We start from the raw sequence: 25,383 nt of genomic DNA, 5'->3' as shown, positions 1-25,383 counted from the left end.
AGAGGTGGTCACCGTGAGCGTCTCTGCGACAGAATCAGAGCTCTCCGAAGACGAGCGTGCCGGACTCGAACTCGTCCGCGAGACCGGCGGTATCCACCAGAGCGACTTCTGGAAGGAACTCGACGTCTCCTCGCGCAAGGGGAGCCGAATCGTCGAATCGCTCGTCGAGAAGGAACTGGTCGACCGCGAGGAAACCGTCTACAACGGCCACAACACCTACTACATCTCGCCGACCGCACGGGACCTCGATTTCACCCTGCTGATGGCCGGCGACATGCTCTCGCCGTTCATCGGCGAGGACGAGGTCGATCCCAACAGCGACGCCTTCTCGCAGTGGATCATGAATCTCGCGTACGAGGAGTAACGGCCGCTCTCTTCGAGTCGATCGACGATCGGACTCGACCGGCCGAAGCGGACGCCGCTCACGGCGATTCGTACGGCCCGAACCGTCCGACGAGCACGAACGGATCACGGTCCCGAGCGTCGTCTCCGTCGACGACGCCGATCACCCGCCGGTGAACCGCTCGAGCGGCTCGCCGCTCGTCGGCGTCGAGGTCGTGCTGCCCGCCGATGTCGGTCCAGAACTCGTCGGTGAACCAGAGGAACGTTTCCTCGCGCGACCGATACACCACGTCGGCTTGCTGGATGCCGCTCTCGACCGCGCGTTGTCGGCCGGAGAGCTGTACCCTCGCGAGGATTGCCACGAGCTGCCGTCGCGACACCGGCGTCTGTATCGCCACCTCGTCGATCGTCTCGTCGAAGTAACCGTCGACGAGATCACAGACGCGAGCGAACTCGTCGAACGCGACCTCTTCGTCCGGTGCAATCTCTATCACATGCCACCTGCGTAATCCGTTCAGTGGCCTACCATTCGCGAACGGTGTATAAAAATAAACCGTTCGGATATCCAACCAGATAGCGGATCGTCCCGACCGAAACGGGTTATCGATCGATCGCGCTGCCGGCGCGGATCAGTTGCTCCTCGCCGAACGCCGGACCGATGAGCTGGAGGCCGACGGGGAGACCGTCGGTTTCGCCGGCGGGTACCGAGATCGCAGGGAGGTCGGCTAGGTTGACCGGCACCGTGTTGGCATCGGCGAGATACATCTGGAGCGGATCGTCGAGGCTCTCGCCGAGTTCGAACGGCGGCACCGGCATCGTCGGCGACGCGAGCACGTCGGCCTCCGAGAGCGCCTCGTCGAAGTCCTGTTTAACCCACGCGCGGGCGTCCTGGGCCTTCTTGTAGTATTTGTCGTGATACCCCGCCGAGAGCGCGTAGGTGCCGAGCAGGATCCGGCGCTTGACCTCGTCGCCGAAGCCCTCCTTGCGTGCCTGCGAGAAGGTCTCGTTCCAGTTGCCCTCGACGTCGGCGTCGTGGCCGTAGCGGACGCCGTCGAACCGGGCGAGGTTCGAGGACGCCTCGGACATCGCGATCACGTAGTAGGCCTCGACGGCGTGCTCGACGGAGGGGAGGCTGACCTCGTGGTACTCGGCGCCCTGCTCCTCGAGATCGGCGATCGCGTCCCAGAAGGTCTCGACGACGCCCTCGTCGGCGCCCTCGAGTAGCTCCGTGGGAACGCCGATCGAAAGGCCGTCGACCTCGCCGGTGGCGGCGTCGGCGTAGCTCGAGTCGTCACCCTCCGGGTGGGTAGTCGCATCACGCTCGTCGCTGCCGGCGATCGCGTCGAGCAGTTCCGCGGCGTCCTCGACGGTCTCGCCGAAGGGGCCGATTTGCTCGAGACTGTTGCCGTAGGCGACCAGTCCGTACCGCGAGACCAGTCCGTACGTCGGCTTGATGCCGACGACGCCGCAGAACGCGGCGGGACAGCGGATCGAGCCGCCCGTATCGGTGCCGAGCGCGACGTCGGCCTCGCCGGCGGCGACCGCAGCGGCCGAGCCGCCGGAGGACCCGCCGGGGACGCGGCCGGGTGCCGCCGGGTTGTCCGTCGGACCGAAGTAGGAGGTCTCGTTGGTCGTCCCCATCCCGAACTCGTCCATATTCGCCTTGCCGACGATCGTCGCCCCCGCCTCTTTGAGTCGGGAGACGACCGTCGCGTCGTAGGGCGGGACGTACTCCTCGAGCATCCGCGAGCCGCAAGTCGTCCGGACGCCCTCGGTGGAGATGTTGTCCTTGATTGCGACCGTCGTGCCGGCCAGCGGACCGTCGTCGTCGCCGTCGATCTCCTCCTCCGTGATGAAAATGTTCGCCGACATGATCAGGAGACGTTCGGGCCTTTGAAGTAGCCGTCCTCGGTTTCGGAGGCGTTTCGGAGCGCCTCGGTGCGGTCGAGTGAGTCGCGTTTCTCGTCCGGACGCATTACGTTCGTCAGATCCGCGTCGCGGTCGACCTCCGGTACCTCGTCGAGCGTCTCGAAGTACTCGAGAATGTCCGCGAACTGCCGGGTGAACTGGTCGACCTCGTCGTCCGCGAGGTCGACGCGAGCCAGCTCCGCGACGTGGCGGACCTCCTCGGGACTGACGGCGTCGTCGCTCATACGAGATCTCACCGGCCTCCGGAGAGTAAGGGTTTCGATACCGCCGACGGTGAGGCGATTTCTCGATCCGCTCGTAACGGCGGTATAGTCGCTGAAACGCGCGCAATACTATCGGAGTATTTAAGTGCATCGACTACATTACGAAGGAGTAGAGCGTTTTCAGCCTACCCCGGCTGGATTTTCCCACAGATGACAGAATCCACTATCCGAACCCGGAGCGACGAGCGACGCTCGAGCGAACGTGAGGAGACGGACGAGCAGGCGGAACAGCGCGAAGAGTGTCCGGAGTGCGGCGGTCGGGTCATCTCCGACGCCGAGCACGCCGAGACGGTCTGTGAGGACTGCGGGCTCGTCGTCGACGAGGGCGAGATCGATCGCGGTCCCGAGTGGCGAGCGTTCGACGCCGCCGAGAAGGACGAGAAGTCCCGCGTCGGCGCCCCGACGACCAACATGATGCACGACCAGGGGCTCTCGACGAACATCGGCTGGCAGGACAAGGACGCCTACGGCAAGTCCCTCTCGAGTCGCCAGCGCCAGAAGATGCAGCGGCTTCGCACCTGGAACGAGCGGTTCCGCACCCGCGACTCCAAAGAGCGCAACCTGAAGCAGGCTCTCGGCGAGATCGACCGGATGGCCAGCGCGCTGGGCCTCCCCGAGAACGTCCGCGAAACCGCGTCGGTCATCTACCGCCGCGCCCTCGAGGAGGACCTGCTCCCGGGCCGCTCGATCGAAGGCGTCGCGACCTCGTCGCTGTACGCGGCCGCCCGTCAGGCCGGCACGCCGCGCAGCCTCGACGAAATCTCGGCCGTCAGCCGCGTCGAAAAGGACGAGGTCGCCCGGACGTACCGGTACGTCATTCGGGAGCTCGGCCTCGAGGTTCAGCCCGCGGACCCCGAGAGCTACGTCCCGCGGTTCGCGAGCGACCTCGGCCTCTCCGACGAGACCGAGCGACGGGCCCGCGGCCTCCTGCAGACGGCCAAGGAGGAGGAAGTTCACAGCGGCAAGTCCCCGGTCGGCCTCGCCGCCGCCGCGATGTACGCGGCCGCACTGCTGACCAACGAGAAGGTCACCCAGAACGACGTCAGCGAGGTCGCCAGCATCTCCGAGGTCACCATCCGAAACCGGTACCACGAACTGCTCGAGGCCGAGAAAGGTGCGCCGGTCTGAGCGGCCAGTCGCTCTGTATCAACGTCGGATTGCGCCCGTCGTAATCAGTCGCTAACTGCGATGGCAGCGCGCTAATCGGTGCATAATCATATCCCGTTCTCCAGTCGGGTTCGGTATGGGCTGTGACAACTGTCGAACCGACGAGGTCGCGTACACGCTGACGACGCACACCGACTCCACCCCCGGTGAGTCCGTCGATCTGTACTTCTGCTCGGCGGACTGTCTTCGAGCCTGGACCTGACACGGTTCGACCGTGGCGAGCGCGTGGTCGGGCTTTCTGATCTCCGTGCTCGAGCGCGTGCTCGGCTCCGGCGTTTCGGCGGCGAGACGAGAGCGGCTGACTCTCCGGAAACGGAAGTGTCGAACGCGTTCGCACGGATCACTTCGCGCCGACCAGCCGAGACGGGAGTCCCTTCCGCGACCGGTACGTAAATCCGGCCGCGAACCGGAACCGGACGTATGGACGCGCCTCCAGCGCCCCTCGAGACGGACGCGTCGATCCTCTCGTTCGCCGAGGCGACATCGACGTCCCGAACGGTGAACGGGGTTCGGCTGCACGCCGTTACCGCCGGCGACGCGGACGATCCGCTCGTCGTGTTGCTCCACGGCTTTCCCGAGTTCTGGTACGCGTGGCGGGAACAGATCGAACCGCTAGTCGAGGCCGGTTACCGGGTGGTCGTCCCCGATCAACGGGGGTACAACCTGAGCGAGAAGCCACAGGACGTGCGGGCGTACCAGCTCCGGGATCTCTCGAGGGATATCGTCGACCTGATCGCGAGCGAAGGCCGCGAGACGGCACACGTCGTCGGCCACGACTGGGGCGGCGCCGTCGGCTGGGATCTCGCGCTCCGGTACCCGGACGTCGTCGACCGCCTGGCCATCATCAACGCGCCTCATCCGGTCGCGTTTCGCCAGCAACTCGCGTCGAATCCCGAACAGCTTCGGCGAAGCTGGTACGTGCTCGCGTTCCAGTTGCCGTGGCTCCCGGAGGGACTCTGTCGAGTCGGCGACTTCCGACTCCTCGAGCGAGCGCTGCGGGAGACCGCGTCCCCCCGGAACGTTCGCCGAAGCGGAGCTGGCTCACTACCGTCGGGCCTGGGGACGGGAGGGCGCGCTCACCGGGATGCTGAACTGGTACCGGGCGCTCGCACGCTACCCGCCGGACGCGCCGCGGGACCCCCCCTCGAGCAGCCGACGGTCGTCGTCTGGGGCGAGGAGGACGAGGCGCTCGTCCCCGAACTCGGACTCGCGAGCGTGCAGTTCTGCGAGCGCGGTCGGCTCGAACGCCTCCCCGAGACGAGTCACTGGGTTCCCCACGAGGAGCCGGAGCGGACGACCGACCTGTTGCTCGATCACCTGCGCTGACGACCCCTCGGACGGACTACTGCCTTCGAAGCGGCGGGGGACATCAGGGGAACATGTTCGCCGTGTGTTCTCACGCCGTAGGAATGTGGATGGTGGTATTCCCCGTGACGACCGTAGGGATACCCGTTCGCATGGCCCAGGCGACACTCACCATCACGATGCCCGAGCAGGTCTGGATGTGGCAGGTCTCGACGGCCTACCCCGAGACGACGTTCCGAATGCTCGAGGCAGTCCCGGGCGCGGGATCGGGCTTCGCGCTCGTTCGCCTCACCGGCTCCGAAGTCACCGAGGCGGTCGGCGAGCTGGACGATCACCCGCAGATTTCGAACCTCTCGACCGCCGGACGGACCGACGACGAGACGACGGTTCACTTCGACACGACGGCCCCCCTGCTGTTGTTCTCCTCTCGCGAGTCCGGAATTCCGATCGATCTCCCGGTCGAAATCCAGGACGGCGAGGCGGTGATCGACGTCACCGGGTCGCGAGAACAGCTCGCAGCGCTCGCCGACCGACTCGAGCGGGCCGGCCTCCGGTATCGGATCGAACAGGTCCGGGAGCGGCTCTACGAGAGTCAGCTTCTCTCGGAACGACAGCTCGAAGTGGCCGTCACGGCCGTCGACGAGGGGTACTACGACACCCCGCGTCGCTGTTCGCTGACGGAACTGGCCGACCATCTGGACATCGCCAAGTCGACCTGCAGCGAGACGCTCCATCGGGCCGAAGAGGCGATCATCAAGCGGTTCGTCGAGGAGTTCCCCGACAGCCGTCCCGGGTCGCTCGAGGATCAGCTCGCGAGCGGCTAACAGAGACGAAGGTGTGCCTCGGTAACTCGTGGGGTTCCGAACTCGACGACGGGCGTCGTTCGAGGTGGCCGTGGACTGCGATCGTTTGCGAGCTGGGCCGTAATATAGAGACGAACATATTCGGTGCCATTCTCAGTAGTTGGAAATCGGGTCGATACTTCAACAACGTTTAGTCGTGAGTGCGGGATAGAGGAGACATATGACTGTATCCAACTACGTACTGGCGTGTAACCGAACCGTCACGTCCAGAGGTGTTCTCCGGTAATGAGCACGGACGACGAGTCGTTCCACCCGCTCGGCGAAGAGTGGGAGAACGATCTCGAGGGAATGCTCGACGACACGGAGTACGACACCGATCTCGGGATGGAGATGGCCGAAGACGCGATGCGGGTCACGAAGGGTGAACTCTCCGAGGCCGACTTCCACGAGAAGTATCACGACGACGTGATGGACGAGTTCGGCGTCGACGATCGTCCGACCGAGGAAGCTTACGAGAACGCCCAGGAGGAAGCGAAGGGTACGTTCTCGAGCATGCTCGAGAAGTTCGAGGGCGACGGCGAAGAGCCTCGACGTGACGTGATGAAGAAGATGGGGGCCGGCGCCGCCGCCGTCGGTCTCGGCGCCTGGGGAACCGTCGACGACGGGAACCAGGAAGCGCTCGCCGCTGCCGAAGAGGAAGACGGAGACGTCGGAGTAGGCGGCGACGGCGAGGGCGTCCAGTGGGGGATGGCCATCGACCTCGAGCGCTGCGACGGCTGTCTCTCCTGCGTCACCGCCTGTTCCTCGGAGAACAACCTCGACCAGGGGGTCAACTGGATGTACGTCCTCGAGTACGAGGACGCCGGTGCGCCGAGCAGCACGAGCCGAAACCGACTCGTTCGGCCGTGCCAGCACTGTACCGACGCGCCCTGTGAGAAGGTCTGTCCGACGACCGCCCGTCACACCCGCGATAAAGACGGGCTGGTCCTGACCGACTACGACGTCTGTATCGGCTGCCGGTACTGCCAGGTCGCCTGTCCCTACGGCGTCAACTACTTCCAGTGGGACGAACCCGACATCTCGACCGACGAGATTGCGGAACAACACGACGGGATGGAAGGCAACCACATGGAGGACGAGCGTGGCCGCTGGGTCGACAGTCGTTCCCCACGCGGTACCATGAGCAAGTGTACGATGTGCCCCTCCCGCCAGGACGGTCACCGCGGCGAGGAGTTCGTCGGCACGACCGCCTGTGAGGAGGCCTGTCCGCCGGACGCGATTCAGTTCGGCGACATGAACGACTCGACCAGCGACCCGCAGCGGTACGCCGAGAACCCGAGCCGCGGTCGAACGCTCGCACAGCTCAACCCGCCGTCCGCTGACGACCTCGAGGAGAGTCTCGACGGCGCCGGTGACGACCTCGATTCGGTCATCGAGGCCACCGACCTCGAGCAGGACGAGCTCGCGCTCATGGTCGCGGTCGATATCGTCACCGACGATCTGGCCGAGACGGACGGCGACCACGCCGACACCGAAGAGGACATTCAGGACGTCCTCGACGCGCTCTCGGAACACGGACTCGACCTCGAGAGCCAGGAAGTTCTCGCCGAACTCGACCTCGCGGACGGACCGGAACTGGCCGAAGAGCAGGAGGGCGACCAGGAAGGCGCCGACGACGGAGAGGAAGAGTCCGACGGAAACGGCGAAGACGAGAACGGCGACGACGAAGAAGCCGAGGAAGAGGAGGAGGAAGCCGACGACGAAGAATCGGAAGACGAGGAAGAGTTCGAGCCGGACGAGGAAGCGGCTCAGTTCCTGCTCGAGCAGTTCGCCGGCACGCCCGCCTCGAACTTCAGGCTCCTCGAAGACGTCGGAACTAACCCGAACATCATCTACCTCGGCAACGAGCCCGGTCCGAACGCGGAACAGAAGGACGAGCCGACGGGAACCGGCGTTCAGTACGAAGACCTCAGCTACGAACGCGCGAACGGCGAGTCCGTAAGTCTCGTCGACAAGCGCAAGGACGTTACCGACGAGGAGACGGTCGGTGACGCCGGGGTGTCGCTATGAGCACGAAGACCCCGACCGAAGCGGACATCCTCCGCCCGATCCAGAACACGTCGAAGAAGTTCTTCGCGCTGTTCGCCGTCTCCGCCCTGGCACTCGGAGCGTTCCTCGTCGCCTGGATGTATCAGCTCCAGCAGGGAATGGTCGTCACCGGACTCTCCGACTGGGGGAGCGGTGGCGGCGTCACCTGGGGGCTGTACATCGGCGCGTTCATCTGGTGGGTCGGGATCGCCCACGGCGGTATCATCCTCTCCGCGGCAGTCAGACTGCTCGGGATGGATCGGTACATGCCGGTCGCCCGCCTCGCAGAGATGCTGACGCTCGCCGGCCTCTCCGCGGCTGGGTTCTACATTCTCGTCCACATGGGCCGTCCCGACCGGATGGTCACGAGCGTCCTCGGCCACTACCACATCACGGTCAACAACTCGCCGCTGGTGTGGGACGTGACCGTCATCACGGCATACTTCGTGCTGACGGCGACCTACCTCGCACTGACGCTCCGGTACGACATTACGCGACTTCGCGACCAGCTTCCGGACCACTTCAATCCGATCTATAACGTCATGACGCTCGGCTACACCGAGCAGGAAGACGAGATCGTCGAGCGGATGGTCTGGTGGCTCGCACTCGCGATCATCATCATGGCACCGCTGCTGCTTCACGGCGGCGTCATTCCGTGGCTGTTCGCCGTGCTGCCGGGCATGCCGGCCTGGTTCAGCGCCGTGCAGGGTCCGCAGTTCCTCACGATCGCACTGACGTCGGCGATCAGCGGCGTGATTCTCGTCGCGGCCGCCTTCCGGCGCGCCTACGACTGGGAGCACATCATGACCGACGACGTCTTCCGCGGTCTCTTGCTGTGGCTCGGCTTCTTCTGCCTGCTGTTCCTCTGGCTCCAGCTCCAGCAGAACGTCGTCGGCCTGTTCAAGGCGCCGATCGACGTGGGCGTCGCACAGGAAGCCACCTTCCACCATCCCGTCTACCTCCTTTCGATGAGCATGGTTTTCGGCACGCTCGTCTTCATCTTCGCCCAGACGATCCGTCCGGCGCTGTTCACGAGGGTTCGCGCGATGGTCGCCGGCGTGGCGGTGCTCCTCGCGACGCTCATGGAGAAGATCCTGTTCGTGGTCGAGGGGTTCATGCACCCCACCTTCGAGATCTACGCGGCGACCCCCGGGGAGTACTTCCCGAGCGCGATCGAGTGGCTCTCCCTGGTCGGGACGGTCGGCATGGTCACGCTGTTCTTCCTCGTCCTCGCCAAGATCGTGCCCGTGGTCGAACTCCACGCGGTCGAACACCTCCGTGGCGATCACGGTCACGAACACGAACACGAACACGAACCGGTAGACGAAAGTACGAAGAAGCCGGAGGTTGAAGCATGATTCCGGCACTTTCGAACGCCCTCTCGCACGTGCTCTACCACGGGTTCGACGGCACCGAAGGGCTGACCGGCTTCCCCAACATCGGGACTTGGCTCATCTTCGCCGTGATCCTCGTTCCCGTGTACGTTATGGTCGCCGCGTGGTTCCTCGGTGAGCCGCGCGATACGAGCACCGGGCTGCTCGGCGTCTCCTATCTCGTCGCCATCACGGCCCAGATGTGGATCGGGATGTTCATCCTGACCGTGATCATCGGCATCGTGTTCTACGGCGGGATGCCGGAGCCGCTCAGCGCTCCCGGCCCGTAACGCAGCCGATCACCGTTTCGCTCGTTTTTTGCGCTGGCGGCGACAGTCACTGATCGCTCTCGTCGCTGTTTACCGTCGTTCGTTCTCGTTACCCTGGTTTTCAGGGACCGAACCATCACACGTATCCCGCTCCACCCCTTCCGTTCGCGTAGAGCATCTCGACGCACCATGAGTATCACAGAACACGAACTCAAGATCAAACTCGAGGGCATCGAAGATCCGGACATCGGCGAGGACATCGTCTCGCTCGGACTCGTCAACGACGTCACGATCGACGACGAGACCGCCCGGATTTCGCTCGCGTTCAACGCGCCGTACGCACCCTCCGAGATGGAACTCGGCAACCGGATCCGAGAGGTCTGCGACGAAGCGGGACTCGAGGCCGACCTGCGCGCTCACGCCGGCGCGGAACACGGCTTCGACGACGAGGTCCTGCCGCGGGTGCGCAACGTCATCGCTGTCTCCTCGGGGAAGGGCGGCGTCGGGAAGACGACCGTCGCGGCTAACATCGCGGCCGGTCTCGAGAAACGCGGCGCGATGGTCGGCCTCCTCGACGCCGACATTCACGGGCCGAACATCCCCCGAATTCTGCCGGTCGAGAGCGATCCCGGCGTCACGCCGAACGAAGACATCGTGCCGCCGCGTTCCGACGGCGTCCGGGTGATCAGCATGGGGTTCATGATGGAAGAAGAGGACGATCCGGCGATCCTCCGCGGCCCGATGGTCAATAAGTTCATGATGAAGTTTCTCGACGGCGTCGAGTGGGGACGCCTCGACTACCTCATCGTCGACCTGCCGCCGGGTACCGGTGACGCGACGCTGAACCTGCTGCAGTCGATGCCGGTTACGGGCGCAGTCGTCGTGACAACGCCTCAGGAGATGGCGCTGGACGACACCCGGAAGGGGGTCCAGATGTTCAACAAACACGACACGCCGGTCCTCGGCATCGTCGAGAACATGAGCTCGTTCGTCTGTCCGAGCTGTGGCGACCAGCACGGCCTGTTCGGAACCGAAGGTGCCGACACCATCGTCGACAAGTACGACGTGCCGATGGTCGGCAGGGTTCCGATCCACCCCGACTTCGGCGCCGACGGCAGCAAGGGCGCCCTCGTCAAGGACGACGACAGCGAGGTCCAGGATATCCTCGAGGAGCTGGTCGGCAACGTCGCCGATCGGATCGGCGAGGCCAACCGCCGAACGGTCGCCAAGAACGCCCCCGACGAGCCGGACGACGCCCTCCCGACCGAAGTCGAGGACTGAGGAATTCTCGAGCCGGCTCGAGCGCTTTTCGACGACTCGACTGTCGTCTTTCAGTAGAGGACGGTATCTACCACGTTCTCGCGCCCTCAACTAAGTGGTCGTAACCGTGGGAATACAGACTACAATAGCCTTTTTTATCTTGGCTGTATCAACTCTCTGTATGAACGGTATCCCGATGTCGGCGACCGGATCGGCGGATGCGGATCGGCAGGCGGTCTTCTTCTCTCCTCCTTCCAATCACCCTCTCGAGCGGATTGATTCAGGTGAGATGGTGCCAGTTTCGAGCAGGTGCGGGGGTGATGTATGAGTGAGCGCTCATCCTCGAACAAAGTACCGGACGAATCGGTGAGCTTCGAGACTGGGCACGAGGCACTCCAGTCGAATCCCGCGTTCCGCGGTCCGGCCGAACCCCTCGACGACCACGACCACTCAAACGATCATTTCGCACTCGTCTACGAGAGCCGCGACGACCAGTTTTCAGCTGCAATTCCGTTCATCTCTCAGGGGCTCGAACGTGGCGAGCGCTGTCTGTACGTCGCCGACGACAACTCCAGGGAAGACGTCCTAACGGCGATGCGGGACCACGGCATCGACGTGGACGCTGCCCTCGAATCGGGTGCGCTCTCCGTCCTCACGCCAGCGGACACGTACCGCCGAACCGGCGAGTTCGACCGGACTAAAATGCTCGAGTTCTGGGAGGAGTCGCTCGAACGGGCGATCGGCGAGGGCGACCATACGGGACTCAGAGCGGCCGCCGAGATGACGTGGGCACTGGACGGGGAGACGAGCGCCGACGAACTGGTCGAGTACGAGGCCGTGCTCAATTCCCTCTACCAGGACGACGACTACGTCGTCATGTGCCAGTACAACCGAGAGCGGTTCCCGGCAGCGGTTATCCACGACGTTATCAAAACCCACCCACACATCGTCTCCGACGGCACCGTCTCGCAGAATTTCTACTACACACCACCCGAGAAATTCTTCGGTTCCGAGAAGATGGAGACGAAGGTCGATCGGATGATGGGGACGCTGCAGGAGCGGACCGAGGTGAAGACGGGGCTGAAGGAGCGTCAAGAATTCCTGGAGCGGGTCTTCGAGAGCAGTCACGACGCTATTCTCGTCGTCGATCCCGAAGCGGACGAGATCGTCGACGCGAATCCGGCCGCAACCGAGATGCTCGGCTACACGTACGACGAATTGCTGACTCTCGGTCCCTCCGACGTTCACCCCAACGAACTCGACGAGTTCCAGGAATTCGTCGAGGAGGTACTCGAGGACGGCACTGGTTGGGTAGAGGAACTCTCTTGTCACACCAAAGACCGGGGCCAGATCCCGGCAGAGATCTCCGCGTCTCGGATGGTGCACAACGGCCGTCCAGTCGTGCTCGCGGTGGTCCGTGACATTAGCGAGCGCAGGAAACGGGAACGGGCCCAACGGAGATTGTACGAGATCACGTCCACTCCCGACCGGACGTTCGACGAAAAGCTCGAGGCAGTCATCGAACTGGGCTGTGAGCACTTCGATCTCGACTTCGGCGGGATCGCCAGGGTCGATCCCGAGACCGACCTGTTCGAGGTAGAAACGATCAACGGCGAGCACGACCACCTCGTACCGGGCGAACAGTACCCGCTCTCCGAAACCTACTGCCGGTTGGTTTCGGACGACGGAGAGACTGCAGGGGTTACCGATCCCGTCAGCCGCGGTTTCGAAAGCAAACTCTGTTACAAACGGTTCGGCGTCCGGACGTACCTGGGCATGTACCTCGAACTCGACAACGACGACGACCGGACGTTCTTCTTCCTCTCGAACCAGCCCCGGGAAACGGAGTTTTCGGAGGCCGAGCGGACGTTCCACCACCTGATGGGGCAGTGGGTGAAATACGAACTCGAGCGCCGCCAGCGCGAGCGGGAACTGCGCGAGCGCACGGCGCATCTGAGTTCGCTAATCGAGACCACGCCCGAATGCATCAAAACCGTTGCCGCCGACGGTACCCTGCTTCGGATGAACCCCGCCGGCCTGGACATGGTGGAAGCCGACTCGGAATCGGACGTGATCGGCGAATGCGTCTACGATCTGATCGCCCCCGACCACCGCGAGGCGTTTCGCGAGTTCAACGAGCGAATCTGTCGGGGTGAACGCGGGACCCTGGAATTCGACGTCGTCGGTCTGGAGGGGACGCGCCGACACATGGAAACGCATGCAGCGCCGCTGCGTCGCCCCGATGGGACGATCGCTCAGATAGCGCTGACACGCGACATCACCGAGCAGGTCGAGCGCGAACGCGAACTCGAACGGGCGCTCGACCTGCTCGAGAAGACCGAGCGCATCGCGGACGTCGGCGGCTGGGAGATCGACCCGGAGACGATGGAGGTGTTCTGGACCGACCACATCTTCGAGCTCCTGGAGGTGAACGCCGACGAGGAGCCGCCGCTGGATGAGGCCCTCGACATGTACCACGAGGAGGGCCGGCAGATCGTCGAAGGTGCTGTCGAGAACGCACTCGACTCCGGCGATTCCTTCGACGTGGAGGTGCGAATCCGTACAGCCAGCGACGAAGTGCGCTGGCTTCGGCTGCAGGGCGTTCCAGAGGCCGTCGACGATGAGGTCGTTTCGCTCCGCGGGGCGGCCCAGGACGTTACCGAGCACAAACAGCGCGAGCAACGGTTGGAAGAGGTGATCGATAGACTCGAAGCGTCGAACGAACGGCTCGAGCAATTCGCCTACGCCGCTTCACACGACCTTCAGGAGCCGTTGCGGATGGTCTCGAGTTACCTCAGGCTTCTCGAACGCCGCTACGAGAACGCACTCGACGAGGAAGGCGAGGAGTTCCTCGAGTTTGCGGTGGACGGTGCCGATCGGATGCGCGCAATGATCGACGGACTGCTCGCATACTCGCGGGTCGAATCTCAGGGCGACCCACTGGATCCCATCGACCTCGATGCCGTCTTCGACGACGTGTTGTCAGATCTTCAGGTTCAGATCGCAGAGAGCAACGCCGAGATTACCGCCGACGACCTCCCCCGCGTCGAGGGCGACGCCAGCCAGCTCCGCCAGGTGTTCCAGAACTTGCTCGAGAACGCGATCACCTACAGCGGCGACGAACCGCCGCAGATCCGCGTCTCGGCCGAACGCGACGGCTCCGAGTGGGTCGTGTCGGTTCGCGACGAGGGCATCGGTATCGATCCGGCCGACCAGGACCGCATCTTCGATGTGTTCCAACGCCTTCACACACACGGCGAGTACGACGGGACCGGCATCGGACTCGCGCTCTGCGAACGGATCGTCGAGCGCCACGGCGGCGACATCTGGGTCGAGTCTGAGTCCGGTGAGGGATCGATGTTCTCGTTTACGCTTCCAGTCACCGATACGTGAAGGCGGAGTAGGTAACGCTGCGGTAGCCGCTCGAGCGCAGCACCCGCGAACGAGCGAAGCGAGCGAGCGGCCTTTTTCATCGAAGTTTTTGCGCCGAGGGTGAGCGAGCACAGCGAGCGAACCCGAGGCGGAAAAAGTTCGTTGTGCATCCCTACGTAACGAATTGCCGTTCTGAAGTCCGAGCAACTCGACAGAATCGCCCTCGTGTGTCCGAGATTTATACGACCGTAAGCCGAACCGGCAACCGATGACGCTCGACAGATACGCCGACGCGCTCGCAGACCTCGAGCCGGCCGACGGCGAGGTCGAAACCGCGGAACTGGTCGTCACCGACGACGTACTCGTCAAGGCGTTCGCGCTCGGACCGGGCGCGACGCTCGAGCCGCACGAACACGGCGACAGCACGAACGTGTTCCACGTCCTCGAGGGGACAGTGACGGTCCTCCAGGACGGAGAACGAGAACAGATCGAGGCGCCCGGCGTCGCGTTGCACGAGCGCGGCGTCGATCACGGCGCCGAAAACGAGACCGACGAGACGGTGGTCTTCACCGCGAGTCTCTGCCCGCTGCCGTCGTAGGCACTCGCTCGAGAACAGTTCGTCGCTCGACGCTCACTCGGCCTCGAGCAGCGACTCGACGTACTTCGTAACGTGGTCGTCCATCCGGCGCTTGTAGCCGGCCTGGCGAGCGAGTCGGTCGAGTTCGCGGGCGACGAGACTGCCGTACTGGACCGCCTTCTTGTCCCGGCTCGAAACTTCTTCGGGAAGGTACTGCGCCGCCACGCGTCTGAAGCCTCGTTTCCGGGTCTTCTCGTCGGCCAGTAGCTCGTCCGGTAACTGTAGCGCCGCGTCGATCACGGCGTCGTGGAGCAGCGGTGTCACGGGCTCGAGCCCCGCAGCCTCGATCGCACGCACGTCTCGCGGTAGCTGTCCGGGCAGGCTGAGAATCTGCTCGCGGACCGCACCGCGAACCGTCTCGGCCTCGACGCGGTGATCGAGTCGGACGACCTTCTCGTAGCCGCCGAACAGTTCGTCGGCGCCCTGTCCGACCGCCAGCGTCTCGTAGCCGTCGGCGGCGACGCGCTCGCCGACGAGATACAGCGGAAGCGCGATCTGGACGTCCATCGCGTTCGTCCGCCCGATCGCTCGAGCGACCTCCGGGACCGCTCGCTCGAGGTCCGCGGGCTCGAGTTCGACGACCGTGAGCTCGCGATCCATCGCCGCTGCGGCCGTGCGTGCGGCTTCGACGTCGTGGCTATCCGGAAAACCGACGACGTAGAGCGGTGCGTCGAGTACTTCGGCCACCAGCGCCGAGTCGACGCCGCCGGAGAACGCGACGGCGCAGTCGTCGGACCGAACCTGATCCGTGGCCGTCCGAATCGCTCGGTCGAGAGCGTCGAGGGCGGCGTCCGGATCGCTCTCGGGCGTCGGTTCGGGAAGCGACCAGACGCGCTCCGGGTCGGCTCCGGCCGACCGCGAGACCGACCCCGAAGGAAAGCGAACCGGATCCTCGAGGGCGGCCGGTTCGAACGCCCATTGCCGGTCCGGCGACTCGTCGGGCTCGCGTTCGACGAACAGCGGGATCCGTCCGAGCACGTCCCGGACGAGGCGGCCGTCGACCTCGCCGGCGAAGCCGAACGTTCCGGGCAACGGGTCGCCGGACTCGACGGCCTCGCGGACGGTGTCGGGATCGGCGCCGCGAAGCGTCATCGGAGCAGCCCCAGAACGGTGTTCCTGATGCGCCGCGTGACGCCGCCGCTGAACTGCCGGAAGCTGATGTGCCACGGCGTCCGTTTTCCTTCGACCGAGGTCTTCCCCTCGCGGACCGCCTCGAGGATCGCGTCGGCGGACCCCTCGTCGGCGTCGACGCGGGTGACCGCCTGTCCGACCATCTCGCTGATGTGGGCGTCGCTGCCCGCCGTCATCGGCAGATCGCGGGACGTGGCGAACCGCTTGGCCTGGCGGTTCGCTCGCCCGGTAAACAGTCGCGAGTTGTAGACCTCGATGGCGTCGGCCTCGGCGAGTTCCTCGCGGGAGATCCGGGCCATCACGCCGTGACGAGACTCCTGGAACGGGTGCGGGATCACCGCCAGCCCGCCCTGGGATCGGATCTCCTCGAGGGTTCGCTCGTAGGTGAGTCCCGGCGCGATCGCTTCCTCGACGCCGAGGCCGAGGATGTGTCCCGCCTTGCTCGAGATTTCGATCGCGGGAATGCCGACCAGTCCGTAGTCGGGCGCGCGTTCGGCGGCCTCGAGACTCGCGCTGATCTCGTCGTGATCCGTCACGGCGATCGCGTCGAGTCCGACGGCTTCGGCCTGCTCGAGGATGAGATCGACGGAGTCGCGTCCGTCGTAGGACAGCGACGAGTGGACGTGGAGTTCGACCGACAGCACGCGTGTACGTTTTTCGCGATCGGTCAAAAACGCCCCGATACCGGGTCGCGAGCGGAGAAACGGGACGGTCGGTGAGAGCCCCCGTCGCAGCGGTTCGCTGCTCGAGCGCGGAGGTGCGGGACGAGGGCCGATTTCGGCGGTGGAGGAACGTGCGTCAGCGGTCGATCGACGGGACCCTCGAGCAGACCTGACTATTCACGATCGATACAAGTAATTTTCCAAAGGAAATTACTGTTGTATCCGCGTGGCGGTCCGTGTATCGTGCAGTGAAACAGCGCCCGCCAGACGGAACGTTCCGTCCGAGTGTTCGATGGAGATCCTGGGTAACCGCTCGATCGGAACTCGGCCAGACGTGACTGCCACCGACCGACCCGATACAATACACAAACGTGCATATAGAAACCCATTTATCGACCGACTTTCATCACCTAGGTGAATGAGTCTTGCCGATTCGGACCGCGAACTCGTCGTTTCCGAGCTCGGGCGAGAGCCGACGCCGGCCGAGGCGGCGCTGTTCGAGAACCTCTGGAGCGAACACTGCGCGTACCGCTCCTCGAGACCGCTGCTGTCGGCGTTCGACAGCGAGGGCGAGCAGGTCGTCGTCGGGCCGGGTGACGACGCGGCGGTCGTCGCACTGCCCGGGAGCGAGGACGGGAACACGTACATCACGATGGGAATCGAGAGCCACAACCACCCCTCCTACGTGGACCCGTTCGACGGCGCCGCCACGGGCGTCGGCGGGATCGTCCGAGACACGCTCTCGATGGGCGCCTACCCGATCGCGCTCGCGGACTCGCTGTACTTCGGCGAGTTCGACCGCGAGCACTCGAAGTACCTCCTCGAGGGCGTCGTCGAGGGCATCAGCCACTACGGCAACTGTATCGGCGTGCCGACGGTCGCGGGCAGCGTCGATTTCCACCCCGACTACGAGGGGAACCCGCTGGTGAACGTCGCCTGCGTCGGCCTCACGAACGAGGAGCGCCTCGTCACCGCCGAAGCACAGGAGCCCGGCAACGAGCTGGTGCTCGTCGGCAACGGCACCGGCCGCGACGGACTCGGCGGTGCGAGCTTCGCCAGCGAGGATCTCGCGGAAGATGCCGAGACCGAGGACCGTCCCGCGGTCCAGGTCGGCGACCCCTACGCGGAAAAGCTGCTCATCGAGGCCAACGAGGTCCTCGTCGACGAGAGCCTGATCCAGTCCGCTCGTGACCTCGGTGCCGCCGGCCTCGGCGGCGCCTCGAGCGAACTGGTCGCCAAGGGCGGCCTCGGTGCCCGCATCGAACTCGAGCGCGTCCACCAGCGCGAACCGAACATGAACGCCCTGGAGATCCTGCTGGCGGAGTCCCAGGAGCGGATGTGCTACGAGGTCGAACCGGAGAACGTCGAGCGCGTCCGCGAGATCGCAGAGCGGTTCGACCTGGGCTGTTCGGTCATCGGCGAGGTGACCGAGGAGAACTATGTGTGTACCTTCCGGGACGAGACCGTCGTCGACGTCGACGCCTCCTTCCTCGGCGAGGGCGCGCCGATGAACGACCTCGAGACCGAGGAGCCGACCGAACCCGAGACCGACCTTCCCGATGCGGATCTCGAGGACGCGTTCGAGACGGTCGTCTCGAGCCCGAACACGGCCTCGAAGCGGTGGATCTACCGCCAGTACGACCACGAGGTCGGCGTCCGGACCAGCGTGGGGCCGGGCGACGACGCGGCGATTATCGCGATTCGAGAGGCGAGCGCGGAGCGCGGCTCCGCGGACGAGTCGAGCGGTGGTAACCGCGAGACCGGACGAGGTCTCGCAATTTCGTCGGGCGCCGCGCCGAACTGGACGACGACCGCACCCCGGGAGGGGGCTCGAGCGATCGCCCTCGAGAACGCGACGAACATCGCGGCCAAGGGCGCGACGCCGCTGGCCGCCGTCGACTGCCTGAACGGCGGCAACCCAGAGAAGCCGGACGTCTACGGCGGTTTCACTGGAATCGTCGACGGCCTCGCCGAGATGTGCGAGACGCTCTCGACGCCGGTCGTCGGCGGAAACGTCTCGCTGTACAACGACTCCGTCGCGGGGCCGATCCCGCCGACGCCGACGCTCGCGATGGTCGGCACGAAGGACGGCTACGACGCGCCGCCGCTGTCGGTCGAATCCGACGGCGATCTGCTGCTCGTCGGCGATCTCGGCCTCGAGTCGGACGACTGCCGGCTGGGCGGCTCCGAGTACCTCGCGCAGTTCGAGGGTAGCGACCGGTTCCCGACTCTTCCGAACGAGCCCGCCGCCGTCGTCGAGGCGCTCGCTGCCGTCGCGAACGACGACTCGACGCTCGCGGTCCACGACGTCAGTCACGGCGGGTTAGCTGTCGCACTCGCCGAGATGGTCACCGCGGACGCGGGTCTCGAGGTCTCGCTTCCCGGCGGCGACTCGGCGGGCGCGCTGTTCCACGAACAGCCGGGTCGCGCGCTGATCCAGACCGAGGACCCCGCGACCGTCCGCGAGGCGTTCGAGGACGTCGCACCGGTCTTCGACCTCGGGAGCGCGACGGCCGACGGAACGCTCGAGATCAGCGTCGGCGACCGGACGATCGCGACCGACGCGGCCGCCATCGCCGACCGGCGCGCGACGATCGAACGCGAACTCGAGTAGCGACGGGACGGCTCCGCTCGGCGAACTGTGGCGGGTACCCCTGCAAAACTCGCCGGAGCACCCGATATTTTCATATGCTACCGGTACGATGACTACAACGAACCGCCAGTTAGGGAAGTGTTTCGTTCGATGGCTGCCGACAACGTATCCGTACTGATCGTCGAAGACGAGCCCGAACTCGCCGAGCTATACGCATCCTGGCTCGAGGATCGGTGTCGCGTCGAGACGGCACACGACGGGACCGAGGCGGTCGAGGCGATCGACGAGGCGTTCGACGTGGTCTTGCTCGACAGACGGATCCCAGGCCAGTCGGGGACGACCGTGCTCGACGCGATCCGGGACCGCGAACTGGAGTTACGGGTGGCGATGGTAACCGCGGCCGAACCCGACCCGGATAGCGTCGACACGGAATTCGACGACTACCTCCTCAAGCCGGTGTCCAGGAACGAACTCCGGAACAGTATCGATCAGTTGCTGTTGCGACGCGCCTACGACGAACAGTTACGGGAGTTTTTCACCCTCGCTTCGAAGAAGGCGATGCTGGTTAGCCGGAAGAGCGAGGCCGAACTGCAATCGAGCCAGGAGTACGCCGAACTCGAGGACCGGCTCGCGGTGCTCCGCGTCCAGGTCGACGAGACCCGGGCGGAACTGCTCGAGCGGACCGGCTACCGGCAGCTCTACCAGGAGATCGCCCGGATCCCCACGTGCCCGGACTGACGCTCGTTACTGTTCTCGCCGCTCGAGGGTCGTTACGTTTCGAATTTCGATTCGGGTTCGTTCGCGTTCGTCGGTTTCGATCGCAGGGGTCCAGTCGTGGGCCTGGGCGATCGCTCTGACGACCGCGAGTCCCAGCCCGTCGATGGCCGTCTCGTCGTCGACGGTCGGTCCGAACGCTCCATCTCGTCCGTCGGTCGCGACTGCGGCCGCGTCGTCGAGTACGCGGAAGCCTCGCGATCGATCGTCGCTCCCGAAGCCGCACAGTTCGATCCGGACCGTCACGTCGTCGTCGCCGGCGCGGGCCGCGATGTTGTCGAACGCGGACTCGAGGAGGTGCCGAAACCGCTCCCTGTCCGCCCGGAGCGTCGCCCGCTCGTCGAAGACGACCGTCTCGCCCTCGAGTTGCGACGACTCGAGGGCGGTCTCGATCGAGTCCGCGAGTTCGATCCGGGTGCGCGTTCCGACGTCCGACGCGTTGCGCGCGAACTCCCGGACGTCGTCGACGAGGTGTTCGGTCCTGTCGAGGGTCGTCTCGACCGAGTCCGCTGCGAGCGGGAACTCCCAGGCCGCGTCGACGTCGTCCTCGAGCGCGTCCGCGATCGTTTCGAGGTGGTGTTTCAGGTCGCTCGAGAGGACGTCGGCGATCGACTCGAGGCGTTTCGTCTGCTGCTCGAGTTGCTTCGTTCGCCGGCGGAGGACGCGCTCCCTGTCGGCCCGGTCGAGTGCGGCGCGAGTGTTCTCGACGAGCGTCGAGAGCAGATCGACGTCCGTCTCGTCGAACTGATACGGTTCGAACGAGCCGGTCATGAGCACGCCGCGGGTCCCGATGGGTGCGATGATCTCGGACTGGATCGGCGTGTCGGGATTGTACAGCTCGTCGACGTTCTCCAGGTCGTCGAAGCGTTCGATCTCGCCGGACTCGAACACCTCCCAGACGAGACCCTCGCCCGGGTTGAATCGGGGCAGCCCCCCGAACTCCTCGTAGGCACCCGCCGTTCCCGCGATCGGCTCGAGATAGCCGCGCTCCTCCTCGAGCAGCCAGACGCCGCTGATCGGCAGGTCGAGCAGGTCGCTCCCGGCGTGGACGGCGATGGCACAGATCTCCTCGGGATCGTCGGAGTCGAGAAGCCACCGGGTGACCTCGTGGAGCGAGGTGACGATGCGCTCGTACTCGCGGCGGTCGGTGATGTCGCGGACGACGGTTGCGACGGTGGCCGTCTCGTCCTGGACTGGAACGATCCGAAGTTCGCCGACCCGGTCGATTCCCTCGCAGTCGGTAAACTGGACCTCGAGTCGACGCTGTTCGGCGTTGCCCGCGTCGACGTCCGTGATCCCTCGGCCGATCGCGATAGCGTCCTCGTCGTCGATCCCGGCGAGTTCGGTGACGGCCTCGACGTGCTCGCCGATCAGTTCGTCCCGGTCGACGTCGAGGAGGGCGGTCATGGCCCCGTTGACGGCGACGATCCGTCTGTTTCGGTCGAGCGTGACGACGCCGTCGTCGATAGCCTCGATGACCGCGGCGTGCTGGGCGGCCGTCGTCTCCTGGGCCTTTCGCTCGGTGACGTCGAGCAGATACACCGAGAGGCCGGTTTCGGAGGGGTACGCCCGGACTTCGAACCAGCTTTCGAGACGACCGTGGTACACCTCGAACGTCACCGGGACCTGCTCGTCCATCGCCCGGTAAAATCCGCCGGGGAACTGCGTCTCGACGGCGCGGGGAAACTCGTCCCAGACGGCCCGACCGATCAGTTCTCCAGGCGACCCCTCGAGCAGGGCTGCCGCCTGCTCGTTGAGGTAGGTAAATCGGAAGTCGGTGTCGAGGGCGAAGAAGGCGTCCGTGACGCGATCGACGTAGGCTGCTGACCCAGCGGTCACGACTGTCTACCCCGTTCGCGCCGCATCCAACCCTCGCGACGAGCGCGGGGCCTCCCAGCTCCGGTTTCGATCATCGATACAGACGAATGCTTCACGGACGCGGTATTTGAGTGTCGTGGCCGCACGGGGGGTTCTCAGAGCGGGACGCTCGTTCCGACCTCGTCCTCGGCGGCCCGGTCGTAGACGAGTTCGGCGGCCGCGGCGTCGAGCACCGCCGTCCCGACGCTCGCCATGACGATACGCTCGTCCGGCGATTCGCGACCGAACTCGCCGGCGAGAACGCCGCCGAACGGCCGAATTTCGCGGTCGGAGTGGGAGCGAAGGTCGCCGGTCTCGGCGGCCTCCGTCGGGACGTCGGCGACGATCTGCTCCGCCCGGTCGACGGTTTCCTCGTCCAGTTCGCGCATTTCGGGCGTGTACGCGCCGACCGCGACGACGAGCGTTCCGTCCGCGAGCGCGTCGCCGGGGAAGACCGGCTCGGTGCTCGTCGTCGCCGTGACGACGACCGACGCGTCGGAGACGGCTTCGCCGGGGCTCTCGACCGGCGTCGTTGGAACGCCGAGTTCACCCTCGAGTTCCTCGGCGCAGGCGAAGCGGGAGTCGCTCGGCGAGTAAACCCTGATCGACTCGAGATCCGTCCCGACCGCGGCGGCGATCGCTCGCGTCTGCCACCGGGCCTGCGTGCCGGCGCCGATCACCCCGAGATCGATCGGACCGTCCGCCGCCAGTTCGCGTACCGCGAGGCCGCCGATACAGCCGGTTCTGGCGCTGGTGACCCGGTTCCCCGCCAGGTAGCCGACCGGCTGGCCGGTTTCGGCGTCGGTGAGCGCGATCTGCGCGGTGACGGTCGGCAGCCCGCGCTCCGGGTTGTCCTCGCAGACGGCGACGAGTTTCGTGGCGGCGTAGGACGCGCCGTGGACGTAGGCCGGCATACAGAGACCCGTCCCGGTCGGCTCGCTCGGGGCATCCGGATCGAGGCCCGTTCCGATCGGGTAATGTGGGCGCTCCGGTCGTTCGACGGCGCCCGCGTGCTGTTTCTCGAATGCGTCGGCGACGATTGGGAGGAGTTCCTCGAGGTCGAGCACCGACGCGACGTCCTCGTCGGAGAGTATCCGCACCATGTCGCGACCATCGCGAGGGGAGCACTTCAGTGTGTATCAGGGACGCCGGCCGACACGACGGAACGTCGAGAATGGTGATTTATCGCCCGCCGTCGTACGAGACGGTATGCACATCGTCATCGTCGGCGGCGGGATCGTCGGTACGGCGATCGCGTCGCGGCTCGGTCCGACCGACCACGACGTGACCCTGATCGAGCGCTCCCGGATCGGGACCGAGACGACGGCGGCCTCCGCCGGCCTCCTGATGCGGACCGCCGTCGACCCGGAGCCGTTCGACCTGCGCTTTCGAAACCGCGCACACGAGGCCTACCGCCCGCTGTTCGAGGGCGGCGATCTCGAGGCCGATCGGATCGGAATCGTCTACGTCGCGGAGACGGTGACGTTCGCCGAGCGACTCGAGAACTCCGCAGCGACACTTCGCGAACACGGAACGGATGCGTCGTTCCTCGAGCCGGCCGAACTCGCCGAGTTCGGGATCGAGCCCGCCGGCCTCGAGGGCGGGCTCTACACGCCGGACGACCGGATCTGCGATCCGACCGCGGTCGCGAACTGGTTCGCCGACCGCGCTCGAGAGACGGGGGTCGACGTCCGGACGGGCGTTAGCGTGACCGACGTGGAGACGCGCTCGGGCGCCGTCTCGGCCGTCGACACCGACGCGGGCCGGCTCGAGGCCGACCGCGTCGTCAACGCGACGGGGCCGTGGGCGCCGGAACTGAACGAACTGGTCGGCGTCTCGCTGCCGCTCTGTCACACGCGAGGACCGATGGTCGCCCTCGACTGTCGCGAGCCGCTCGAGTGTCCGACGGCGATCTTCGAGTCGAAGCGGTACGTCCGCCCCGCCGGCGAAACGGGGGCGTGGATCGGCGCGTACCGAACGGAGTACGTCGAGGGACAGCGCTACGACCTGCGGGATCGCTCCCTCCCCGAGGGGTTCGCGGAGTCGGTAACGGCCCTCGAGACCGCCGTCCCCGCGCTCGAAGGGGCGTCGGTCGTCGACGAGTGGGTCGGGTACCGGACCGTCACGCCGGACGGGCGCCCGATCGTCGGCGAGACGGCCGTCGACGGCTACCTCGTCGCGGTCGGGATGACGGGGAAGGGGATTACCCTCGCGCCGGCCGTCGCCGACGTCGTCCGCGAGATGCTCGCAGACGAGGTCGATCCCGAGGTCCGCAGGCGCCTCTCGCCGGACCGGTTCCGGGACGATCGAACCGAACGGACTCGGTGACAGTCGCTGCAGAGCGAACGAACGCTTATCCTCACACGTGCCAACGAAACCCACATGCGCACCGTCGTTATCGGTGGTGGGATCGTCGGACTCTCGAGCGCCTACGCGCTGGCCGAGCGCGGGGTCGACGTCGTGGTCTGCGAGAAGGGATCGATCGGGAGCGGCAGCACGGAACGGGCCGCGGGCGGCATCCGGGCCCAGTTCTCGACGCCGACCAACGTCGAACTCTCCGTCGCGAGCATGGCGGTCTGGGACACGTTCGAGGAGCGGTTCGGGACCGACATCGACTATCGGCGAACGGGCTATCTCTTCCTCGCGCGCGCCGCGGAAACCGCGTCGGCGCTCGAACAGGCCGTCGAGATGCAGAACGAGCGCGGCGTTCCGAGCGAGATACTCGATCCCGACGCCGCCCGCGAGCACTGTCCCGGGATCGATCCGGAGAAATTCGTGGCCGCGTCCTACTCCCCGACCGACGGCTTCGCCGATCCGCACCTCGCGTTGCAGGCGTACGCGCGGGCGGCGGCCGACGCGGGCGTCGACATCCGGACGAAGACGCTGATCACCGACGTGCTCCGGAACGCTGAGGGAAGCGGGAGCCGCGACGAAGGGCGCGTTACGGGCGTCGAGACACCGGACGGCCGACTCGAGGCCGACTTCGTCGTCAACGCCGCGGGGCCGTGGGCCCGACGGGTCGCGGAGATGGCGGGCGTCTCGCTGCCGATCGCGCCGAAGCGACGCCAGATGGTCGTCGTCGATCCCGAGGAACCGGTGCCCGAGACCGACCCGCTGACGATCGACCTCGAGACGGGGACCTACTTCCGGCCCGAGCGAGACGGCGAGGCGTTAGTCGGCGGCCACCTCACGGACGACGACCCGGACCGCGACCCGGACGGCTACGATCGGGGGATCGAGTTCGACTGGGCCGCCGACGTCCTCGAGACGGCCTCGGAGTGGACGACCTACTTCGGACCGGAGTCCCGGATCAAGCGCGGCTGGGCCGGCCTGTACGCCGTCACACCCGACGACAACGCGATTCTCGAGGAGACGGTTCCCGGACTCGTCACCGCGGCCGGCTTCTCCGGCCACGGCTTCCAGCACGCACCGGCGACCGGCCGGATCGTCGCCGAACTGATCGTCGACGGCGAGGCGTCGCTGGTCGACATCGAGGCGCTCTCGAGCGACCGGTTCGAGGCCGGAATCGAGCGGGTCGAGCGGAACGTGGTGTGAGCG

At 65.8% G+C, this 25,383-nt stretch carries 22 protein-coding genes; 15 read left to right on the top strand and 7 right to left on the bottom strand.

Annotated features, from left to right (window positions below):
* Positions 1-13: 13 nt before the first annotated feature.
* Entirely contained in the window at positions 14-364 is a 351-nt protein-coding gene (locus NED97_RS07615) for a helix-turn-helix transcriptional regulator (RefSeq protein ID WP_252490109.1), read from the top strand.
* Between the two features lie 58 nt (positions 365-422).
* On the opposite strand, the gene NED97_RS07610 is transcribed toward NED97_RS07615, so the two are convergent.
* From NED97_RS07610 to gatC, 3 genes are all read right to left on the bottom strand, one after another.
* Positions 423-833 carry a hypothetical protein gene (locus NED97_RS07610; protein WP_252490591.1) on the bottom strand — a complete coding sequence of 137 codons (411 nt, stop codon included), beginning with the start codon at positions 831-833 and terminating at the stop codon, positions 423-425.
* A gap of 109 nt (positions 834-942) precedes the next feature.
* The gene (gene gatA / locus NED97_RS07605; protein WP_252490108.1) at positions 943-2,214 is read right to left on the bottom strand and encodes an Asp-tRNA(Asn)/Glu-tRNA(Gln) amidotransferase subunit GatA; all 1,272 of its coding nucleotides are present in this window, start codon (positions 2,212-2,214) and stop codon (positions 943-945) included.
* Positions 2,215-2,216: 2 nt separating this feature from the next.
* Positions 2,217-2,495 carry an Asp-tRNA(Asn)/Glu-tRNA(Gln) amidotransferase subunit GatC gene (gatC, locus tag NED97_RS07600; protein ID WP_252490107.1) on the bottom strand — a complete coding sequence of 93 codons (279 nt, stop codon included), beginning with the start codon at positions 2,493-2,495 and terminating at the stop codon, positions 2,217-2,219.
* A 189-nt stretch (positions 2,496-2,684) separates the two neighbouring features.
* Between gatC and NED97_RS07595 the strand changes: the two genes are divergently transcribed.
* The 10 genes from NED97_RS07595 to NED97_RS07555 all read left to right on the top strand — a co-directional run bounded on the left by NED97_RS07595 (position 2,685) and on the right by NED97_RS07555 (position 14,769).
* Positions 2,685-3,662 (top strand): transcription initiation factor IIB, encoded by a 978-nt coding sequence (locus tag NED97_RS07595; RefSeq protein WP_252490106.1) that lies wholly within the window; start codon positions 2,685-2,687, stop codon positions 3,660-3,662.
* Positions 3,663-3,777: 115 nt separating this feature from the next.
* Positions 3,778-3,903, top strand: coding sequence for a hypothetical protein (locus tag NED97_RS23080; RefSeq protein WP_256493414.1), 126 nt, complete (start codon positions 3,778-3,780; stop codon positions 3,901-3,903).
* Positions 3,904-4,121: 218 nt separating this feature from the next.
* Positions 4,122-5,027 carry an alpha/beta fold hydrolase gene (locus tag NED97_RS07590; RefSeq protein ID WP_252490105.1) on the top strand — a complete coding sequence of 302 codons (906 nt, stop codon included), beginning with the start codon at positions 4,122-4,124 and terminating at the stop codon, positions 5,025-5,027.
* A gap of 131 nt (positions 5,028-5,158) precedes the next feature.
* Positions 5,159-5,830, top strand: coding sequence for a helix-turn-helix domain-containing protein (locus NED97_RS07585; protein ID WP_252490104.1), 672 nt, complete (start codon positions 5,159-5,161; stop codon positions 5,828-5,830).
* 264 nt (positions 5,831-6,094) lie between these two features.
* A complete protein-coding gene (locus NED97_RS07580; RefSeq protein ID WP_252490103.1) occupies positions 6,095-7,879 on the top strand; it encodes a 4Fe-4S ferredoxin N-terminal domain-containing protein in 1,785 nt (594 codons plus the stop codon).
* Positions 7,876-9,255 carry an NrfD/PsrC family molybdoenzyme membrane anchor subunit gene (nrfD, locus tag NED97_RS07575; protein WP_252490102.1) on the top strand — a complete coding sequence of 460 codons (1,380 nt, stop codon included), beginning with the start codon at positions 7,876-7,878 and terminating at the stop codon, positions 9,253-9,255. Before NED97_RS07580 ends, nrfD begins: the two co-directional genes overlap by 4 nt.
* Positions 9,252-9,560 carry a DUF2062 domain-containing protein gene (locus NED97_RS07570; protein ID WP_252490101.1) on the top strand — a complete coding sequence of 103 codons (309 nt, stop codon included), beginning with the start codon at positions 9,252-9,254 and terminating at the stop codon, positions 9,558-9,560. Before nrfD ends, NED97_RS07570 begins: the two co-directional genes overlap by 4 nt.
* A gap of 168 nt (positions 9,561-9,728) precedes the next feature.
* Positions 9,729-10,820 carry an Mrp/NBP35 family ATP-binding protein gene (locus NED97_RS07565; protein WP_252490100.1) on the top strand — a complete coding sequence of 364 codons (1,092 nt, stop codon included), beginning with the start codon at positions 9,729-9,731 and terminating at the stop codon, positions 10,818-10,820.
* A gap of 345 nt (positions 10,821-11,165) precedes the next feature.
* Entirely contained in the window at positions 11,166-14,192 is a 3,027-nt protein-coding gene (locus tag NED97_RS07560) for an MEDS domain-containing protein (RefSeq protein ID WP_252490099.1), read from the top strand.
* A 247-nt stretch (positions 14,193-14,439) separates the two neighbouring features.
* A complete protein-coding gene (locus NED97_RS07555; RefSeq protein ID WP_252490098.1) occupies positions 14,440-14,769 on the top strand; it encodes a cupin domain-containing protein in 330 nt (109 codons plus the stop codon).
* A 33-nt stretch (positions 14,770-14,802) separates the two neighbouring features.
* Here NED97_RS07555 and NED97_RS07550 read toward each other — a convergent pair whose 3' ends face one another.
* Together NED97_RS07550 and NED97_RS07545 are read right to left on the bottom strand one after the other, a co-directional pair.
* Entirely contained in the window at positions 14,803-15,900 is a 1,098-nt protein-coding gene (locus NED97_RS07550) for an asparagine synthase C-terminal domain-containing protein (protein WP_252490097.1), read from the bottom strand.
* Complete coding sequence (locus NED97_RS07545) at positions 15,897-16,583, bottom strand: PHP domain-containing protein (RefSeq protein WP_252490096.1); 687 nt, start codon at positions 16,581-16,583, stop codon at positions 15,897-15,899. The genes NED97_RS07550 and NED97_RS07545 overlap by 4 nt, the downstream gene beginning before the upstream one ends.
* 436 nt (positions 16,584-17,019) lie before the next feature.
* Between NED97_RS07545 and purL the strand changes: the two genes are divergently transcribed.
* Positions 17,020-19,215, top strand: a complete 2,196-nt coding sequence (gene purL, locus NED97_RS07540) for a phosphoribosylformylglycinamidine synthase subunit PurL (protein ID WP_252490095.1) — start codon at positions 17,020-17,022, stop codon at positions 19,213-19,215.
* A 129-nt stretch (positions 19,216-19,344) separates the two neighbouring features.
* A complete protein-coding gene (locus NED97_RS07535; RefSeq protein WP_252490094.1) occupies positions 19,345-19,932 on the top strand; it encodes a response regulator transcription factor in 588 nt (195 codons plus the stop codon).
* A 6-nt stretch (positions 19,933-19,938) separates the two neighbouring features.
* Here the strand turns inward: NED97_RS07535 and NED97_RS07530 are convergent, their stop codons facing one another.
* On the bottom strand, positions 19,939-21,807 hold the full coding sequence (locus NED97_RS07530) for a PAS domain-containing protein (RefSeq protein WP_252490093.1): 1,869 nt from the start codon (positions 21,805-21,807) through the stop codon (positions 19,939-19,941).
* Positions 21,808-21,941: 134 nt separating this feature from the next.
* Entirely contained in the window at positions 21,942-22,928 is a 987-nt protein-coding gene (locus NED97_RS07525; protein ID WP_252490092.1) for an ornithine cyclodeaminase family protein, read from the bottom strand.
* A 106-nt stretch (positions 22,929-23,034) separates the two neighbouring features.
* On the opposite strand from NED97_RS07525, the gene NED97_RS07520 reads away from it, so the two are divergent.
* Positions 23,035-24,153, top strand: coding sequence for an NAD(P)/FAD-dependent oxidoreductase (locus NED97_RS07520; protein ID WP_252490091.1), 1,119 nt, complete (start codon positions 23,035-23,037; stop codon positions 24,151-24,153).
* Positions 24,154-24,207: 54 nt separating this feature from the next.
* Positions 24,208-25,380 (top strand): NAD(P)/FAD-dependent oxidoreductase, encoded by a 1,173-nt coding sequence (locus NED97_RS07515; RefSeq protein WP_252490090.1) that lies wholly within the window; start codon positions 24,208-24,210, stop codon positions 25,378-25,380.
* Positions 25,381-25,383: the final 3 nt, after the last annotated feature.

Source organism: Natronococcus sp. CG52, assembly GCF_023913515.1.
GTDB lineage: Archaea > Halobacteriota > Halobacteria > Halobacteriales > Natrialbaceae > Natronococcus > Natronococcus zhouii.
The sequence above is the reverse complement of the archived record's forward strand: the minus strand, read 5'-3'. Positions and strand labels throughout refer to the sequence as shown.

Coding starts and splice junctions, on each gene's coding strand:
- gatA (WP_252490108.1), bottom strand. CDS start 2,214: ATGTCGGCGAACATTTTCATCACGGAGGAGGAGATCGACGGCGACGAC.
- gatC (WP_252490107.1), bottom strand. CDS start 2,495: ATGAGCGACGACGCCGTCAGTCCCGAGGAGGTCCGCCACGTCGCGGAG.
- NED97_RS07595 (WP_252490106.1), top strand. CDS start 2,685: ATGACAGAATCCACTATCCGAACCCGGAGCGACGAGCGACGCTCGAGC.
- NED97_RS23080 (WP_256493414.1), top strand. CDS start 3,778: ATGGGCTGTGACAACTGTCGAACCGACGAGGTCGCGTACACGCTGACG.
- NED97_RS07590 (WP_252490105.1), top strand. CDS start 4,122: ATGGACGCGCCTCCAGCGCCCCTCGAGACGGACGCGTCGATCCTCTCG.
- NED97_RS07585 (WP_252490104.1), top strand. CDS start 5,159: ATGGCCCAGGCGACACTCACCATCACGATGCCCGAGCAGGTCTGGATG.
- NED97_RS07580 (WP_252490103.1), top strand. CDS start 6,095: ATGAGCACGGACGACGAGTCGTTCCACCCGCTCGGCGAAGAGTGGGAG.
- nrfD (WP_252490102.1), top strand. CDS start 7,876: ATGAGCACGAAGACCCCGACCGAAGCGGACATCCTCCGCCCGATCCAG.
- NED97_RS07570 (WP_252490101.1), top strand. CDS start 9,252: ATGATTCCGGCACTTTCGAACGCCCTCTCGCACGTGCTCTACCACGGG.
- NED97_RS07565 (WP_252490100.1), top strand. CDS start 9,729: ATGAGTATCACAGAACACGAACTCAAGATCAAACTCGAGGGCATCGAA.
- NED97_RS07555 (WP_252490098.1), top strand. CDS start 14,440: ATGACGCTCGACAGATACGCCGACGCGCTCGCAGACCTCGAGCCGGCC.
- NED97_RS07550 (WP_252490097.1), bottom strand. CDS start 15,900: ATGACGCTTCGCGGCGCCGATCCCGACACCGTCCGCGAGGCCGTCGAG.
- purL (WP_252490095.1), top strand. CDS start 17,020: ATGAGTCTTGCCGATTCGGACCGCGAACTCGTCGTTTCCGAGCTCGGG.
- NED97_RS07535 (WP_252490094.1), top strand. CDS start 19,345: ATGGCTGCCGACAACGTATCCGTACTGATCGTCGAAGACGAGCCCGAA.
- NED97_RS07525 (WP_252490092.1), bottom strand. CDS start 22,928: ATGGTGCGGATACTCTCCGACGAGGACGTCGCGTCGGTGCTCGACCTC.
- NED97_RS07520 (WP_252490091.1), top strand. CDS start 23,035: ATGCACATCGTCATCGTCGGCGGCGGGATCGTCGGTACGGCGATCGCG.
- NED97_RS07515 (WP_252490090.1), top strand. CDS start 24,208: ATGCGCACCGTCGTTATCGGTGGTGGGATCGTCGGACTCTCGAGCGCC.